We start from the raw sequence: 16,975 nt of genomic DNA, 5'->3' as shown, positions 1-16,975 counted from the left end.
CAGGGTTCGGCGCCGGCCTGAATCGCGAGGTACCTCCATGGTGCACAGCATGACCGCCTTCGCCCGCGTCGAAAAAGCCGGCAGCCAGGGCACCCTGAGCTGGGAGCTGCGTTCGGTCAACAGCCGCTACCTGGAACCGCACCTGCGCCTGCCAGAGTCCTTTCGCGACCTCGAAGGCAACGTGCGCGAAGCACTGCGTCAGGGCCTGTCGCGCGGCAAGCTCGAGTGCACCCTGCGCTTCACCGAAGAAACCGCCGGCAAACCGCTGCAAGTCGACCGCGAACGCGCCGCGCAACTGGTCGCCGCCGCCGAGACCGTCGCCAGCCTGATCAACAACCCTTCAGCCCTCAACCCGCTGGAAGTGCTGGCCTGGCCTGGCGTTCTGGTCGCTGACGCAAGCGACCCGCAAGCGCTCAACGCCGAGGCGCTGACCCTGTTCAATGAAGGCCTCAAGGAGCTCAAGGCTGGCCGCGAGCGCGAAGGTGCGGAGCTGGCCCGACTGATCAACGAACGCCTGACATCCATTGAAGAAGACGTGGTGACCCTGCGCGAACTGGTTCCGCAGATGCTCGCCACCCAGCGTCAGAAGGTGCTCGACCGCTTTGCCGACATGAAGGCCGAGCTCGACCCGCAGCGCCTGGAACAGGAAATGGTCATGCTCGCGCAAAAAAGCGACGTCGCCGAAGAACTGGACCGCCTGAGCACCCACATCATTGAAGTTCGCCGCGTGCTCAAGTCCGGCGGCGCTGCCGGTCGGCGCCTCGACTTCCTGATGCAGGAGCTCAACCGCGAAGCCAATACACTGGGCTCCAAAGCCTTCGACCCGCGCAGCACCCAGGCTGCGGTCAACCTCAAAGTGTTGATCGAGCAGATGCGCGAACAAGTGCAGAACATTGAGTAAGGCTACCCCGACATGACCCACAGCACTGGCACCCTGTACATCATTTCCGCCCCGTCCGGCGCTGGCAAAACCAGCCTGGTCAAGGACCTGATCAACGATCTTCCACAGATCCGCCTTTCGATCTCGCACACCACCCGCGCCATGCGCCAGGGCGAAGTGGACGGGGTGAACTACCACTTTGTCGACCGTACCCAGTTCGTGAAGATGATCGAGCACGGCGACTTCCTGGAGCGCGCCGAAGTGTTCGGCAACCTCTATGGCACTTCGCAAAGCCACCTGCAGCAGACCCTGGATGAAGGCCACGACCTGATCCTGGAAATCGACTGGCAAGGCGCCGAGCAGGTGCGCAAGTTGATGCCGCATGCGCGCTCGATCTTCATTCTGCCGCCCTCCCAGGAGGCCTTGCGCCAACGCCTGCACGGCCGCGGCCAGGACAGCCACGAGATCATTGAAGGCCGGATGCGTGAAGCGGTCAGCGAGATGAGCCACTACGTCGACTACGACTACCTGATCATCAACGATGATTTCAACCAGGCGCTGGAGGACCTGAAAGCGATTTTTCGCGCCAATCAGCTGCATCAGAAACGTCAGCAACAGCGTTTCGGTAAATTGCTTGCCGAATTGCTGGGCTGAATCAGCTCTTCCCAAAACCGCTGCAAGGGCTTTACATTGGTACTTGCAGCGCGCTGAAGGGCTTGGTTAAAAAATCAGCGCTTCCCTAATCGCTGGTGATTTTTTAAACTGTTGAGTCCGCTCGCCCAACCGGGCAGCGCGCATATTGCATTCGCTCCGAGGAATACCATGGCCCGCGTAACCGTTGAAGACTGCCTAGAACACGTGGAAAACCGCTTTGAGCTGGTCATGCTCTCTACCAAGCGTGCCCGTCAACTGGCCACCGGCGGCAAAGAGCCCCTGGTCCAGTGGGAAAACGACAAACCTACCGTTGTGGCCCTGCGTGAAATCGCTGAAGGCCTGATGAGCTACGAGTTCATCGCCAATGCTGAAATCGTCGAAGACGAACCGCTGTTCGCAGCGTTCGAGGACGAGTCCAACGAGGCCGTCTAAGTCCATGCCTGGTCGACGTAGCACGGCGCGGGGTCACAGCCATCGGCAGGAGTCATCATGCCGAGCATAGACGCCCTCGCCGAACGCTTATCGACCTACCTCGGCACCGACCAGGTCAACCTGGTCCGCCGAGCGTACTTCTACGCCGAACAAGCCCACGACGGCCAGCGCCGCCGCAGCGGCGAGGCGTACGTCACGCACCCGTTAGCGGTCGCGAACATTCTTGCCGACATGCACATGGACCATCAGAGTTTGATGGCCGCAATGCTGCATGACGTGATCGAAGACACCGGCATTGCCAAGGAAGCGCTCTCTGCGCAGTTTGGCGAAACCGTGGCCGAACTGGTCGACGGGGTCAGCAAACTGACCCAGATGAACTTCGAGACCAAAGCCGAAGCCCAAGCCGAAAACTTCCAGAAAATGGCCATGGCCATGGCGCGCGACATTCGCGTGATCCTGGTCAAACTGGCCGACCGCCTGCACAACATGCGCACGCTGGAAGTCCTGTCCGGTGAAAAACGCCGGCGGATCGCCAAGGAAACCCTGGAAATCTATGCGCCCATTGCCAACCGGCTGGGTATGCACGCCATCCGCGTAGAATTCGAAGACCTGGGCTTCAAGGCCATGCACCCGATGCGTTCCGCGCGGATCTACCAGGCGGTCAAACGCGCCCGGGGCAACCGCAAGGAAATCGTCAACAAGATCGAAGAATCCCTCAGCCACTGCCTGGCCATCGACGGCATTCAGGGCGAGGTCAGCGGTCGCCAGAAACACCTCTACGGCATCTACACGAAAATGCGCGGCAAGCGCCGGGCCTTCAACGAGATCATGGACGTCTACGCGTTCCGCATCATCGTCGACAAGGTCGATACCTGCTACCGCGTGTTGGGTGCTGTGCATAATTTGTACAAACCGTTGCCGGGTCGCTTCAAGGATTACATCGCGATTCCCAAGGCCAACGGCTATCAGTCGCTGCACACCACGCTCTTCGGCATGCACGGCGTACCGATCGAAATCCAGATCCGCACCCGTGAAATGGAAGAGATGGCCAACAACGGCATCGCTGCCCATTGGCTGTACAAATCCAGCGGCGACGAGCAGCCAAAAGGCACTCACGCCCGCGCCCGCCAGTGGGTCAAGGGCGTGCTGGAAATGCAGCAACGCGCCGGCAACTCGCTGGAATTCATTGAAAGCGTGAAGATCGACCTGTTCCCGGACGAGGTCTACGTGTTCACGCCAAAAGGCCGGATCATGGAGCTGCCAAAAGGCTCCACGGCGGTCGACTTCGCTTATGCGGTGCACACCGACGTCGGCAACAGCTGCATCGCGTGCCGGATCAACCGTCGCCTGGCACCGCTGTCCGAACCGCTGCAAAGCGGCTCGACGGTCGAGATCGTCAGCGCTCCGGGCGCACGGCCGAACCCGGCCTGGCTCAACTTCGTGGTCACCGGCAAGGCCCGCACGCATATTCGTCACGCGCTGAAACTGCAGCGCCGCTCCGAGTCCATCAGCCTCGGCGAACGCCTGCTGAACAAGGTGCTCAACGGCTTCGACAGCTCGCTGGAAAAAGTCCCGGCCGAGCGCATCAAGGCGATGCTCAACGAATACCGCCTCGAACTGATCGAAGACCTGCTCGAAGACATCGGCCTGGGCAATCGCATGGCCTACGTCGTCGCCCGCCGCCTGCTCGGCGAAGGCGAACAGCTGCCAAGCCCGGAAGGTCCGCTGGCGATTCGCGGCACCGAAGGCCTGGTGCTCAGTTACGCCAAGTGCTGCACGCCGATCCCGGGCGACCCGATTGTCGGCCACCTGTCCGCCGGCAAAGGCATGGTCGTGCACCTGGACAACTGCCGCAACATCAGCGAAATCCGCCACAACCCGGAAAAATGCATCCAGCTCTCGTGGGCCAAGGATGTCACCGGCGAATTCAATGTCGAACTGCGCGTCGAGCTGGAACACCAGCGCGGCCTGATTGCCCTGCTGGCCAGCAGCGTCAACGCTGCCGACGGCAACATCGAAAAAATCAGCATGGACGAACGCGACGGTCGTATCAGCGTGGTCCAACTGGTGGTCAGCGTGCACGACCGTGTACACCTGGCCCGCGTGATCAAGAAACTGCGCGCCTTGACCGGGGTGATTCGCATCACCCGCATGCGTGCCTAGCTCGTCCATACAGCCCCCCATTACAAGGAGTCATACATGACCAAGACTGTAATCACCAGCGACAAGGCCCCGGCCGCCATCGGTACTTACTCCCAGGCGATCAAGGCTGGCAACACCGTCTACATGTCCGGCCAGATCCCGCTCGATCCAAAAACCATGGAACTGGTCGAAGGCTTCGAAGCCCAGACCGTCCAGGTGTTCGAGAACCTCAAAGCCGTGGCTGAAGCCGCTGGCGGTTCGTTCAAGGACATCGTCAAACTGAACATCTTCCTCACCGACCTGAGCCACTTTGCCAAGGTCAACGAGATCATGGGCAAATACTTCGACCAGCCTTACCCGGCGCGCGCCGCCATCGGCGTGGCCGCCCTGCCAAAGGGTTCGCAGGTTGAAATGGATGCCATCCTGGTCATCGAGTAATACGCACGGCGCAACCCCTCGGGTTGCGCCGACTTCGTTCTGTAAGGATCTCCTCATGCGCAAAGCGCTAGCTCTCTCGTTGCTCGCGGTGTTTCTCGGTGGCTGTGCCAGCAACCCTGCCGACCGCGACATCAGTGGCACCTGGATCAACCAGTCGGCAATCGATGCTGCGGCCAAGGGCGGCCCGCTGCGCGAAGCACTGCAAGCCTATGGCCCGAACCTGGAGTGGGACGTCAACACCAGGGCCGGCCAGGCGCGATACACAAACGGTTTCGAGAACGTCGAAGGCAAAATGCTCGGCGGGAAATCCGATGCCTGGAAAGTCGAGTTTTATGGCAGCGCTGCCACCGAATTGAAGCGCGACGGCAAACACCTGCAGCAAGTGGCCAACGACAACGAGCCCGAGCAACTGTTTGACCGCGCCAAAGACCTCGCCCCCGAAGGCGCGCCGATCGGCGCCAGCTTCGAGCGTGCGCTGTACTCAGCCTACCTGGGCGGTAGCTGGAAGATCGTCAACGGCCCTGGCGAAGGCAGCACCGTACAGTTCCAGGCCGATGGCGCCGTTCAAGGCCTGCCCGGTGCTGACCGTTACGCGCTGTGCCTGGCGGGCGACTGCGCTTCCATGAGCGGTGGCCACGACACGGTCTGGCTGCAACTGAGCGGCCAGGGCAACCCGTGGATCTTCACCCGCAATGGCAAACAGATGGAGATCTTCCAGGCAGTCAATGGCGCACAGGCGGACGAAGTACCTTCGTTCTCCCCTGGCAATCGCCAATGGACACTGGAAAAACAGTGATCCTGCTCTAGGGTCACCAAAGAACCAATGTGGGAAGAGACGAACGTCGCCCGGCTCTTCCCACAGTTGTTTTGGGGCGCTTGAAAGTCAGCTGCGGCCTTCAAGAATCGCCGCATACCCTTCGCGAAAACTCGGATAGCGCAGTGTCCAGCCCAACGCTTTAGCGCGGGCGTTGCTGCAACGCTTGCTGCCCGTACGGCGCACGCTGGCATCCTCTGACCATTCGGTTACCCCAAGGTACTCGCGCAACCAGCCCACCACGTCCGCCAACGGCGCGGGCGCGTCGTCGACGCCGATATAGCAGTCATCCAGTACGGCACCCTGGTGGTCCGCCTTGAGCAAGAAGGCCAGCAAGCCTGCGGCGTCATGGGCATGAATCCGATTGGCATACAGCGGCGGGTCGATGGCCACGCGATACCCCCCGCGCACCTGCGTCAACAGCCGCTCGCGGCCCGGACCGTAAATCCCGGTCAAGCGCACAACACTGGCAGGGATGCCGCTGTTTAAAGCAACCTGCTCAGCTTCCAGCATCACTCGCCCGGAATAGCTATCCGCTTGAGTCGGCGAAGTTTCATCGACCCATTCCCCATTCTGCTGCCCATAAACACTACTGCTGGAAACGAACAGCAGGTGCTTGGGCGCCTGACCGTAGTCGTTCAGCCATTCCAGCACATGCTGCAAGCCCTGGACATAAGCGGCGCGGTAACCGGCTTCATCGTGATCGGTGGCAGCCGCGCAATACACCAGGTAATCCACCGCACCGACGGGCCAGGTTGCCGGGCACTCTTCATTGAACAAGTCGCCGGCAACGCCAATAACGCCCTCGGGCAAGCGTGAGATGTCACGCCGCAGGCCATGAACCTCCCACCCCGAGGCCAATAGTTGAGTGGCCAGACGGCCGCCGACATCGCCACAACCGGCAATTAAAACAGAAGGCGCGGACATCAAAAATCTCCCATCAGAAAGGTACAGGCTAGCCTTGGCATTGGACGCGCGGCTAGCAATCAAAGAAAAAGAGACTCTATTACTTTTGTTAACAAGAATTACTTGCAATAATGCCAGCCACTTTTGTTCTCGGCCCACGAGGCCTGGAAGGACATTAAACCCTCTTTTTCTCTCAGGTCCGGCCAGCATGACACGTAATTCACTCTCCGCTTCGCCAACCACGCTTGCTCGTCCCTCTCGCGCCCTGAGCGCGGTCGCCGCGCTGCTGTTCAGCCTGCTGCTGACCCCGACCGCTGCCTTCGCCGTCGAGCCGACCGCGCCAGTCGCCGCCGCTCACGCTGATCACGCCGCCCCGGTCGTGCCCCCCCTCGCCTCCGACCCGGCACTGGCCACCGAAGACCCTGGCGCTGACGCTCCCGAAGTTCCCGAAGCCGACAATTCCTTGGGCATGGCCCATGACCTGTCGCCGTGGGGCATGTACCAGAACGCCGACATCATCGTGAAAATCGTGATGATCGGCCTGGCCATCGCCTCGATCATCACCTGGACTATCTGGATCGCCAAGGGCCTTGAGTTGTTGGGTGCCAAGCGTCGTCTGCGCGGTGAAATCGCCAGCCTGAAAAAAGCCACCACCCTTAAAGACGCCAGCGTCAGCGCGGCAAAGGAAGGCACCCTTGCCAACCTGCTGGTCCACGACGCGCTGGAAGAAATGCGCCTGTCGGCCAACAGCCGCGAAAAAGAAGGCATCAAGGAACGCGTCAGCTTCCGCCTCGAGCGTCTGGTGGCTGCCTGCGGCCGCAACATGAGCAGCGGCACCGGCGTGCTGGCCACCATCGGCTCCACCGCGCCGTTCGTTGGTCTGTTCGGCACCGTGTGGGGCATCATGAACAGCTTCATCGGCATCGCGAAAACCCAGACCACCAACCTCGCCGTCGTCGCCCCCGGCATCGCCGAAGCCCTGCTGGCCACTGCGCTGGGCCTGGTGGCCGCGATTCCGGCGGTGGTCATCTACAACGTCTTCGCCCGCTCCATCGCCGGTTACAAGGCCCAGGTGTCCGACGCTTCGGCGCAAGTCCTGCTGCTGGTCAGCCGCGACCTCGACCACCTGCCGGCCGAGCGCACCACCTCGCAACCGCACATGGTCAAAGTAGGGTAATCCGCCATGGGCTTGCATTTAAAGGAAGGCGCGGACGACGATCTCGCCGAGAACCACGAAATCAACGTCACGCCGTTCATCGACGTGATGCTGGTGCTGCTGATCATCTTCATGGTGGCCGCGCCGCTGGCCACCGTGGACATCAAGGTTGACCTCCCCGCCTCGACCGCCAAACCGGCACCACGACCAGAGAAACCGGTGTTCCTCAGCGTCAAGGCCGACCAGCGCCTGTACCTGGGCGAAGACGAAGTCAACGCCGAAACCCTCGGCGCGACCCTCGATACGCGAACCCATGGCAAGAAGGATACAACCATCTTCTTCCAGGCCGACAAAGGCGTGGACTACGGCGACCTGATGCACGTGATGGATGCCCTGCGAGCCGCCGGCTACCTGAAAGTCGGCCTGGTCGGACTTGAGACGGCAGCCAAGCAATGATCACGACGCGCCAAAAGCTGACGCGTTACGGCGCTAGCCTGGCCGTGGTGCTGGGCGTCCATGCGGTCGCGATTGTGCTCGCGCTCAACTGGAAGTCCTCACCGCCGGTCGAGCTGCCACCGATGGCCATGATGGTCGAGTTGGCGCCGCTTCCGGCACCACCGCCACCCGCACCGCCCAAGGTCGTGACGCCACCGCAACCACCGGCCCCGGTCGAAGAACTGCCGTTGCCGAAACTCGCGGAAGCACCAAAACCGACGATCTCGGTGCCCAAGCCAGTCAAACCCAAGCCCAAGCCTCAACCGCCCAAGCCGGTGGAGAAAAAGCCCGAGCCGCCGAAGGAGAAACCGGCCGAGGAAAAACCCAGCGACGCGCCGCCGACCAACGCTGCGACGGAGAAATCCGCGCCACCCGCCCCAGGCCCAACGCCAGCGCAGACTGCGGCCAAGGAAAGTTGGCAAGGCACACTGCTGGCGCACCTGGCCAAGTACAAGAAGTACCCGCCGGCTGCCCAATCGCGTGGCAAAGAAGGTTTGAACCGCCTGCGCTTCGTGGTCGACGCTGAAGGCAACGTGCTGTCCTACGAGCTGGTCGGTCGTTCCGGCAATGCCGATCTGGACCGGGCCACCCTGGAAATGATCCGCCGCGCCCAGCCACTGCCCAAGCCACCGGCCGACATGCTGAGCAACGGCTCGATCGAAATTGTTGCGCCGTTTGTGTACTCCCTGGAAAAACGCCGACACTAAAGGCCGGACACAAAACCCGTGGCGAGGGAGCTTGCTCCCGCTCGGCTGCGAAGCAGTCATAAATCAGCCAGCGCGATATTGCTGGTGAACCGCGATTGCCGATTTTGGGGCCGCTTCGCGACCCAGCGGGAGCAAGCTCCCTCGCCACGGGTACAACACGCAGGCACCGAAAGGTGCCTTTTGCATATTCGCCAGCGCCAAACAGGCATTGCCCAGTGTCGCGCGCAGCTCTCAGTCTGATAACGTGCGTCTATCGATTGCAGCCGGTATGCTTGGCCGCATCATCATGGACGCCCGCTATGACCCTCACCGAATTACGCTACATCGTTACCCTCGCCCAAGAGCAGCACTTCGGCCACGCGGCCGAGCGCTGCCACGTCAGCCAGCCGACCCTGTCGGTGGGCGTGAAAAAACTTGAAGACGAACTCGGTGTGCTGATTTTCGAGCGCAGCAAAAGCGCGGTGCGCCTGACCCCGGTCGGCGAAGGTATCGTCGCCCAGGCCCAGAAAGTCCTTGAACAAGCCCAAGGCATTCGTGAACTGGCCCAGGCCGGCAAAAACCAACTGACCGCCCCGCTGAAAGTCGGTGCGATCTACACTGTTGGCCCCTACCTGTTCCCGCATTTGATTCCACAACTGCACCGGGTCGCCCCGCAGATGCCGTTGTACATCGAAGAAAACTTCACCCACGTGCTGCGTGACAAACTGCGCAACGGCGAGCTGGATGCGATCATCATCGCCCTGCCGTTCAACGACGCCGACGTGCTGACCCTGCAACTCTACGACGAACCGTTCTACGTCCTGATGCCAGCCCAGCACCCGTGGACCGAAAAAGAATCCATCGACGCCAGCCTGCTCAACGACAAGAGCCTGCTGCTGCTCGGCGAAGGTCACTGCTTCCGCGACCAAGTGCTCGAAGCCTGCCCGACCCTGGCCAAGGGCAACGACGGCGCCAAGCACACCACCGTCGAATCCAGCTCGCTGGAAACCATTCGACACATGGTCGCCTCCGGCCTGGGCATCTCGATCCTGCCGCTCTCCGCTGTCGACAGTCACCACTACGCGCCGGGCGTGCTCGAAGTGCGTCCACTGGCGCCGCCAGTGCCGTTCCGCACCGTGGCCATTGCCTGGCGCGCCAGCTTCCCGCGGCCCAAAGCAATTGAAATCCTCGCTGACTCGATCCGCCTGTGCTCGGTGGCCAAGGCGCCAGCGGTTGCGGGTTAAACGTTAGCAATGGCTGAGCTGTCGCAAGTCTCGGTCACGGCACTCAAGGGTGTCGGCGAAGCCATGGCCGAAAAACTCGCCAAGGTCGGCCTGGAAAACCTCCAGGACGTACTGTTCCACCTGCCGCTGCGCTACCAGGATCGCACCCGCGTGGTGCCGATCGGCCATTTGCGGCCGGGTCAGGACGCGGTGATCGAAGGCACCGTCAGCGGCGCCGACGTGGTCATGGGCCGGCGCCGCAGCCTGGTCGTGCGCCTGCAGGACGGCACCGGCGGGCTGAGCCTGCGCTTCTACCATTTCAGCAACGCGCAAAAGGAAGGCCTGAAACGCGGCACCCGCGTGCGTTGCTACGGCGAGGCCCGGCCCGGTGCATCGGGGCTGGAAATCTACCACCCGGAATACCGCGCCATCACCGGTGACGAACCGCCGCCGGTGGATGAAACCCTGACGCCGGTCTACCCGCTCACCGAAGGCCTGACCCAACAGCGGCTGCGCCAACTGTGCATGCAAACCCTGACCTTGCTCGGCCCCAGCAGCTTGCCTGACTGGCTGCCGCAAGAACTGGCGCGGGACTACCAGCTGGCGCCGCTGGCCGACGCGATCCGCTACCTGCATCACCCGCCTGCCGATGCCGATGTCGACGAACTCGCGCTCGGTCATCACTGGGCACAGCACCGTCTGGCCTTCGAAGAACTGCTGACCCATCAGCTGTCACAGCAACGCCTGCGCGAAAGCATGCGCGCGCTGCGGGCGCCGGCCATGCCCAAAGCCACCAGGCTGCCAGCCCAATACCTGGCCAACCTCGGCTTCCCGCCGACCGGCGCGCAGCAACGGGTGGGCAATGAAATCGCCTACGACATGAGCCAGCACGAGCCGATGCTGCGGCTGATTCAGGGCGACGTCGGCGCCGGTAAAACCGTGGTTGCCGCGCTCGCGGCCTTGCAAGCGCTGGAGGCCGGTTATCAAGTCGCGCTGATGGCGCCGACCGAAATCCTCGCCGAACAACACTTCATCACCTTCAAACGCTGGCTCGAACCGCTGGGCCTGGAAGTCGCCTGGCTGGCCGGCAAGCTCAAGGGCAAGAACCGCGTCGCCGCACTGGAACAAATCGCCAGCGGCACGCCGATGGTGGTCGGTACCCACGCCTTGTTCCAGGACGAAGTGCAGTTCAAGAACCTCGCGCTGGTGATCATCGACGAACAGCACCGCTTCGGCGTCCAGCAGCGCTTGGCGCTGCGACAGAAAGGCGTTGGCGGGCGGATGTGCCCGCACCAGTTGATCATGACCGCCACGCCGATTCCGCGCACCCTGGCCATGAGCGCCTACGCCGACCTCGACACCTCGATCCTCGACGAACTGCCGCCCGGCCGAACCCCGGTGAACACCGTGCTGATCACCGACACGCGCCGGGTTGAAGTCATCGAGCGGGTGCGCGCCGCGTGCGCCGAAGGGCGTCAGGCGTACTGGGTATGCACGCTGATCGAGGAGTCGGAAGAGCTCACCTGCCAGGCCGCCGAAACCACCTATGAAGACCTCACCGCCGCCCTCGGCGAACTGCGCGTGGGGTTGATTCACGGGCGCATGAAGCCGGCGGAAAAAGCCGAAGTCATGGCTCATTTCAAGGCGGGTGCGTTGCAGTTGTTGGTGGCGACCACGGTGATCGAAGTCGGCGTCGACGTACCCAACGCCAGCCTGATGATCATCGAAAACCCGGAACGCCTCGGCCTGGCGCAACTGCACCAGTTACGCGGTCGCGTGGGCCGGGGCAGCGCCGCCAGTCACTGCGTGCTGCTCTACCATCCGCCGCTGTCGCAGATCGGTCGTCAACGCCTGGGCATCATGCGTGAAACCAACGACGGCTTCGTGATCGCCGAAAAAGACCTCGAACTGCGCGGCCCCGGCGAGATGCTCGGCACCCGCCAGACCGGCCTGCTGCAATTCAAGGTCGCCGACCTGATGCGCGACGCCGACCTGTTGCCGGCGGTGCGCGATGCGGCTCAGGCGCTGCTGGAACGTTGGCCGCAGCACGTCAGCCCGTTGCTCGACCGCTGGCTACGCCATGGGCAGCAATACGGCCAAGTGTGAGCAGCGTCTCAGTTTCTGGGCGATGGTTTTAAACAAGCTGGTTATACTCCTGCAATTGTTTGAAAACGGACACGCACCATGACCGAAGTTGCCCTCGCACCCGAAGCCCCGCACGCCCCGTCTGTTATCCGGCTGCTGCTCGGCAAACTGGGCATCAGCTACGCCGAAGTGCTCGATCACCCGGGCCTCAACCCCGCCCGCAAGGTGCAAGCGGTGCTGCTCGACGACGCTGTCGGCGCGCTCATGGTGCTGTTCCCGCAGAGCCAGTTGCTGGACCTCAACCGCCTCGCCGAACTCACCGGCCGCCGGCTCACCGCCGTGCCGACCGAACGCCTGGAGCGCATGCTCGGCAAACACAACCTGAGCCTTCTGCCCGGCCTCCCGGCGCTCACCAGCTCGCCATGCCTGTACGAAGAAAGCCTGCTGCGCGAACCGCAGTTGCTGATCAACTCAGGTGAACCGGGCGTGCTGCTGGAAATCACCCGCGAAGACTTCAAAAGCATGCTGACCAAGGCCAGCGCCGCGAACTTCGGCGAAGCCCTGAGCCGCATCCGCCCGAACCTCGACCGCCCCGACGATGACCGCGAGGAAATCACCCAAGCGGTGCAGGCCTTCACGGCGCGCCGCATTCAGCAACGCCTGGAAGCGACCATCGAGATTCCACCGCTGGCCGAAACCGCACAAAAAATCATCAAGCTGCGGGTCGACCCCAACGCCACCATCGACGACATCACCGGCGTCGTCGAAACCGACCCGGCGCTGGCCGCGCAAGTGGTGAGCTGGGCGGCGTCGCCGTACTACGCCTCACCCGGCAAGATTCGTTCAGTGGAAGACGCGATCGTCCGCGTGCTGGGCTTTGATCTGGTGATCAACCTGGCGCTGGGCCTGGCCTTGGGCAAAACCCTGAGCCTGCCCAAGGACCACCCGCAACACACCACGCCGTACTGGCACCAATCGATCTACACCGCCGCCGTCATCGACGGCCTGACCCGCGCGATGCCGCGCGCCCAGCGCCCGGAAGCCGGCCTGACCTACCTCGCCGGCCTGCTGCACAACTTCGGCTACTTGCTGCTGGCCCACGTCTTCCCGCCGCACTTCTCGCTGATCTGCCGGCACCTGGAGGTCAACCCGCACCTGTGCCACAGCTTTGTCGAGCAACACCTGCTGGGCATCAGCCGTGAACAGATCGGCGCGTGGCTGATGCGCTACTGGGACATGCCGGATGAGCTGGCCACCGCGCTGCGCTTCCAGCACGACCCGAGCTACGACGGCGACTACGCCGAATACCCGAACCTCGTCTGCCTGGCCGTGCGCCTGCTGCGCAGCCGTGGCATCGGCTCCGGCCCCGACGAAGAAATCCCCAACGCCCTGCTCGAGCGCCTCAGCCTGACGCGCGACAAAGCCGAAGACGTCGTCAGCAAAGTCCTCGAAGCTGAAGTGCTGCTGCGCGAACTCGCCTCACAGTTCACCCAGCCCTAAAAGCATTCGCGAGCAAGCCCGCTTGTATGTTTAGACTTGAAGGGCTCTTTCCATCGATCTCGGCCTATGCGCCCACGAAGACAAAAAACAAGCGCCCTGCTATGATTTGACGGCAAATAGAGGGCTTTCCGATGACCCAAACAGCCGCTGTCAGTGTTGCAAGTCAAGTCCGCGAGCTTGCAAAAGATCACAAGGTCACTGCTGAACGTGACGGCATGAGTCGTATGGCCGTGACCATTACTCGTTTGGCTGGCGACGTCGTCGAGTTGGATGGCGTCGAACAGTTGCTCGTCAATCTCAAGAAAAAAGGCGTTCTGAGCAAGTCTGAGACCCTGACGCTCCAGGGACGCTACCTTCAGGAGAGGCGTTCCCAGAAACGTAGCGCATGACTTTTGATCCGTTCGGCGATTTCGAAACGGCTGGCTACCTTCAAAATTCCCTACAGCTGAAAGATCCCACTGAAGTAAAAGAGTCAGAGCATTTTTCGTTCGAATTGAGTATCGAAGAGGCTCTTGCCTATTTGTCCAAGAAGAGGCCCATCGATTACAAGACAGTACTCAGAGTTCACGAGATCCTGTTCTCCGGCTTCTATCCTTGGGCAGGGAAAGACCGGAATGAGCTCGTACCTCACCTGGCAGTCTTCAAAGGCTCACACGACGACCCCAGAAGCACCGTCTTCGAGCATCCGAACTCCATCAAGATGTCTGTCGACTATGCGCTTGAGCTGGCAGCAGACAAAAAGCATTTCAGAAACCACCCAGGCGGGGTCATGGGCCAGCTGGCTTTCGCACACCCATTCCTGGACGGCAACGGGCGCACGATTTTATTAGTCTTCATGGAACTCTCCTATCGGGCCAAGTTCGCCATCGACTGGTCAAGGACAAGCAAGGACGACTACCTACGGGCACTCAGCGACGAGATCCGAGAGCCTCGCGAACTGCATCTCGATAACTACCTGAATCCGTTCATAGTCGACATATCCAGCCGTGACGAGTGGCCAGTGACCATCAGTGGCATCAGGGGCCTGGATGGCCTGGACAAGGAAGGCATCACCTACGCGAGCCTGGACAACCCAGAAGTCCAGCAGATCTACAAGACATACAGGGCACAGCCACTCGACACCCAGGAGCCTCCTGAATCGGATGACTGAAGAGGCAAACTTGTTCGCGGAGAATCTCCGCCTACCTGAAAGGCCTCACGCCTTAGGCTTGGCCTTCCTCGGCTTCAAATACTTGGTCAGCCCCTGGAACCACATCACCAGCGCCGGGTTGCCCTTGATCTGAATCGACTTGTCCTGAATCCCGGTCATGAACGCCAACTGCTTGTTCTTCGCCTGCATCGTGGCAAAGCCGTAAGCCGCGTCTTTAAAGGCAATCGCAAACGCCGGCGACCCATACACCCCGGCCTTACTGGTAATGCGCTGATCCTTCACCACAAAGTGCCGCGCCACCTTGCCGTCCAGCGTCTGCAACTGGAACACCAGTTCTTTATCACCCAACTGCTGCTGAAACGCCGGATTGGTCCGACTGGCCTTGCGCATCAGCAAGCCCATCATCCACAGAAGAAAACGAAATTTCATGCTCAAGCCCCACAGGAAAAAATGAACGCTGGCGCAGTGTAGCGGCTTAAACCAAGAACGCCACCGGTGCGCAGCGTTAGAAGAAGATGAAGCGCTTTTTAAGCACGATGACCACCAAGTCACACTTTTCAAAGACCACCACATCCCCCCGTAGCAGCTGCCGAAGGCGGCGTTCGGTCTGGGCCGCATCCGGACGCAGCGGTCGTAAAACCAGACAACCCAATCTCGGCTCTATCCCGGCCCTATTGGCCTCGGACATTTCCTTCAAGTTGTAGCGGTGTTCGGTAACTATCCCGGCCTGTGAGTCAGGGCTAGTCTCACCCTGTCACCAAAAAACGGTGACACGGACGTGCAAGTCCGGTCTAGGTGCACAATCGTAGATGGCTATTCATCGAGCGTTTTTTTATGCTCGCGAATCGTTATGGCGGCTGTGCGTCGGAGACCTTCGGGTCTGCCGGGTTCCTGGACCGGTCTTGCACACCTACGCACAGCTGCCACCTCTTTCGAAGCGCAAGCGAAACGGTGTCAGCTCCTTAGTTCCAGGGAGATACACCAATGTTCAAACAATCACCAAATCCGCCTGAAGACCCAGCAACTTCCCCCTACGAATCCCTCGATTCGAAAAAACTCCACGACGCCGCCGAACGCGCTCTTGACCACCATCTGGGCAAACCCCAGCACAAGATCCACTTGGCCGATGCCCGCAAAGGCCAACTCTTCATCGTCGCCCCAGACGTCGACACCGACAGCCTCCTGGCCAACGCCTCCGAAGACATCGCCTCCATCAAAGCCATCGCTGGCGACCTCGCCTTCGAAATCGAAGGCTCCCGCCGCAACGTCGCCCTGGCCATCTACCGTATGGCCGAAGGCGCACAACTGCTGATCGACCGCGCCATGGACAACCTCGATTCACCGAATCCGGTGGAGTATCGGGTTAAAACGTAGCGCTGAGTCCTGAATTGGAAAAGGGGACAAATTGTCCCCTTTTCCTGAGGCCACGAAATCACGTCAGCAAACACTACACACCAGCGCCCTTTGCCACACACTGCGCATAACCCTTCGCAAACGCAGCGTCAAAGCTCAACGCCAACGGCTCCTCAAGCTCCGCCGAGGTATTGCGCAGTACGTGCGTGGTCACGTTGTACTCGACCCAACCAATGGTCCCCGTGCCATCGGTGTCGTAGTACAACTGAGCCCGAACCCGCTCGGTGAGATAGCCGTAACAACCGCCGTCAGCCGCAGACGCTATCGGCACAAACAACAGAATCCCCGCCACCGTTGCCATAACAAACCTGATAAAGATGCCCATCCACATCATCCTTGTTCAACGCCCGAGCGCCTGAAACCCAAAGTCGACAACGATCAGGAGTCCTCGACCTGTTAGAAGGGTTGAACATTGCTTGCTCCCTGTTCGGTAGTCATCCGTTGCGCCGATGCAGCCAGGAGGAAGTGGCGCTCAAGGCGCCACGCAGTTGTGCAGCGGTGATGGTGCGTGCCGTCGCATCGAAAGCCAGCGCCGTGCGCAGCGCCGGCCAGCAGTGTTTCGGTAGATTTTTCGGTGCATGCAGCTCGCGTTCGAGGTCCCCGTCGCGGGCCTCGGTCGACGGCAAGCGGCGGAACGGGTGTTTGCCGCCCGCCAGTTCATAGATCACGCAGGCCACTGCGAAGAGGTCGGCGCTGGTGGTCAGCGGCGCGCCTTCCAGCAGTTCCGGCGCGGCATAGCCCGGCGTCCAGGCGTTGAAACGGCTGCGGCTCAGATGTGGCAGGCCGGGCAATACGCCCTCCTCGGCCTGACCGAGACCGAAGTCGAACAAGCGCACGCCCTCCTCGCTGAGCATCACGTTGCTCGGTTTCAAATCACCGTGCAGCACGCCGCGACCGTGGGCATACCACTTCGAGATCGAGGTGGCACAGCCTGCGATAAATCTCTTCCTTGCGTTCTCGCACTGCGTGGTTCTGCGGCAACAACTCACAGCAGCTACAAC

18 protein-coding genes and 2 pseudogenes are annotated in these 16,975 nt (G+C 61.4%); 15 read left to right on the top strand and 5 right to left on the bottom strand.

All coding sequences use genetic code 11. From position 1 onward, the window contains the following. The first annotated feature begins 37 nt into the window (after positions 1-37). From HK44_RS23220 to HK44_RS23195, 6 genes are all read left to right on the top strand, one after another. The gene (locus HK44_RS23220) at positions 38-901 is read left to right on the top strand and encodes a YicC/YloC family endoribonuclease (protein WP_019694278.1); all 864 of its coding nucleotides are present in this window, start codon (positions 38-40) and stop codon (positions 899-901) included. Positions 902-913: 12 nt separating this feature from the next. Then, positions 914-1,534 carry a guanylate kinase gene (gene gmk, locus HK44_RS23215; RefSeq protein ID WP_019694279.1) on the top strand — a complete coding sequence of 207 codons (621 nt, stop codon included), beginning with the start codon at positions 914-916 and terminating at the stop codon, positions 1,532-1,534. 168 nt (positions 1,535-1,702) lie between these two features. Further along, positions 1,703-1,966: a DNA-directed RNA polymerase subunit omega gene (gene rpoZ / locus HK44_RS23210; protein WP_003177259.1), complete on the top strand. Its 264-nt coding sequence runs from the start codon at positions 1,703-1,705 to the stop codon at positions 1,964-1,966. Positions 1,967-2,023: 57 nt separating this feature from the next. Continuing rightward, positions 2,024-4,129, top strand: coding sequence for a bifunctional GTP diphosphokinase/guanosine-3',5'-bis pyrophosphate 3'-pyrophosphohydrolase (spoT, locus tag HK44_RS23205; protein WP_019694280.1), 2,106 nt, complete (start codon positions 2,024-2,026; stop codon positions 4,127-4,129). 36 nt (positions 4,130-4,165) lie between these two features. Next, complete coding sequence (locus HK44_RS23200) at positions 4,166-4,546, top strand: RidA family protein (protein ID WP_003229509.1); 381 nt, start codon at positions 4,166-4,168, stop codon at positions 4,544-4,546. A 55-nt stretch (positions 4,547-4,601) separates the two neighbouring features. After that, on the top strand, positions 4,602-5,342 hold the full coding sequence (locus tag HK44_RS23195; RefSeq protein WP_019694281.1) for a hypothetical protein: 741 nt from the start codon (positions 4,602-4,604) through the stop codon (positions 5,340-5,342). Between the two features lie 87 nt (positions 5,343-5,429). Here the strand turns inward: HK44_RS23195 and HK44_RS23190 are convergent, their stop codons facing one another. Beyond that, entirely contained in the window at positions 5,430-6,287 is an 858-nt protein-coding gene (locus HK44_RS23190) for an SDR family oxidoreductase (RefSeq protein ID WP_019694282.1), read from the bottom strand. A gap of 187 nt (positions 6,288-6,474) precedes the next feature. On the opposite strand from HK44_RS23190, the gene exbB reads away from it, so the two are divergent. From exbB to HK44_RS23150, 8 genes are all read left to right on the top strand, one after another. Continuing rightward, entirely contained in the window at positions 6,475-7,443 is a 969-nt protein-coding gene (exbB, locus tag HK44_RS23185; protein ID WP_019694283.1) for a tonB-system energizer ExbB, read from the top strand. Positions 7,444-7,449: 6 nt separating this feature from the next. Then, the gene (gene exbD, locus HK44_RS23180) at positions 7,450-7,878 is read left to right on the top strand and encodes a TonB system transport protein ExbD (protein ID WP_019694284.1); all 429 of its coding nucleotides are present in this window, start codon (positions 7,450-7,452) and stop codon (positions 7,876-7,878) included. After that, positions 7,875-8,624 carry an energy transducer TonB family protein gene (locus HK44_RS23175; RefSeq protein WP_019694285.1) on the top strand — a complete coding sequence of 250 codons (750 nt, stop codon included), beginning with the start codon at positions 7,875-7,877 and terminating at the stop codon, positions 8,622-8,624. The genes exbD and HK44_RS23175 overlap by 4 nt, the downstream gene beginning before the upstream one ends. 299 nt (positions 8,625-8,923) lie before the next feature. Beyond that, entirely contained in the window at positions 8,924-9,847 is a 924-nt protein-coding gene (locus tag HK44_RS23170) for a hydrogen peroxide-inducible genes activator (RefSeq protein ID WP_019694286.1), read from the top strand. Between the two features lie 9 nt (positions 9,848-9,856). Next, positions 9,857-11,932: an ATP-dependent DNA helicase RecG gene (gene recG / locus HK44_RS23165; RefSeq protein WP_019694287.1), complete on the top strand. Its 2,076-nt coding sequence runs from the start codon at positions 9,857-9,859 to the stop codon at positions 11,930-11,932. Between the two features lie 78 nt (positions 11,933-12,010). Next, a complete protein-coding gene (locus HK44_RS23160) occupies positions 12,011-13,411 on the top strand; it encodes an aminoacyl-tRNA deacylase and HDOD domain-containing protein (protein ID WP_019694288.1) in 1,401 nt (466 codons plus the stop codon). A gap of 131 nt (positions 13,412-13,542) precedes the next feature. Further along, the gene (locus tag HK44_RS23155) at positions 13,543-13,800 is read left to right on the top strand and encodes a hypothetical protein (RefSeq protein WP_019694289.1); all 258 of its coding nucleotides are present in this window, start codon (positions 13,543-13,545) and stop codon (positions 13,798-13,800) included. Further along, on the top strand, positions 13,797-14,561 hold the full coding sequence (locus tag HK44_RS23150; RefSeq protein WP_019694290.1) for a Fic/DOC family protein: 765 nt from the start codon (positions 13,797-13,799) through the stop codon (positions 14,559-14,561). Before HK44_RS23155 ends, HK44_RS23150 begins: the two co-directional genes overlap by 4 nt. Positions 14,562-14,606: 45 nt before the next feature. Here the strand turns inward: HK44_RS23150 and HK44_RS23145 are convergent, their stop codons facing one another. Beyond that, entirely contained in the window at positions 14,607-14,990 is a 384-nt protein-coding gene (locus HK44_RS23145; RefSeq protein ID WP_019694291.1) for an SCP2 sterol-binding domain-containing protein, read from the bottom strand. Positions 14,991-15,545: 555 nt separating this feature from the next. Here HK44_RS23145 and HK44_RS23140 point away from each other — a divergent pair. Then, complete coding sequence (locus tag HK44_RS23140; RefSeq protein ID WP_019694293.1) at positions 15,546-15,935, top strand: DUF6124 family protein; 390 nt, start codon at positions 15,546-15,548, stop codon at positions 15,933-15,935. A gap of 73 nt (positions 15,936-16,008) precedes the next feature. On the opposite strand, the gene HK44_RS23135 is transcribed toward HK44_RS23140, so the two are convergent. The 3 genes and pseudogenes from HK44_RS23135 to HK44_RS29940 all read right to left on the bottom strand — a co-directional run. Further along, a complete protein-coding gene (locus tag HK44_RS23135) occupies positions 16,009-16,299 on the bottom strand; it encodes a hypothetical protein (RefSeq protein WP_019694294.1) in 291 nt (96 codons plus the stop codon). A 109-nt stretch (positions 16,300-16,408) separates the two neighbouring features. Beyond that, positions 16,409-16,879 (bottom strand): annotated as a pseudogene (locus HK44_RS23130) (protein kinase domain-containing protein); the annotation flags it as partial. After that, a pseudogene (locus HK44_RS29940) lies at positions 16,848-16,970 on the bottom strand (hypothetical protein); the annotation flags it as partial. The pseudogenes HK44_RS23130 and HK44_RS29940, both read right to left, overlap by 32 nt. Positions 16,971-16,975 lie beyond the last annotated feature (5 nt).

It is taken from the genome of Pseudomonas fluorescens HK44 (assembly GCF_000217955.3).
Classification (GTDB): domain Bacteria; phylum Pseudomonadota; class Gammaproteobacteria; order Pseudomonadales; family Pseudomonadaceae; genus Aquipseudomonas; species Aquipseudomonas fluorescens_AQ.
This window is presented reverse-complemented; position numbering and strand designations above follow the sequence as displayed.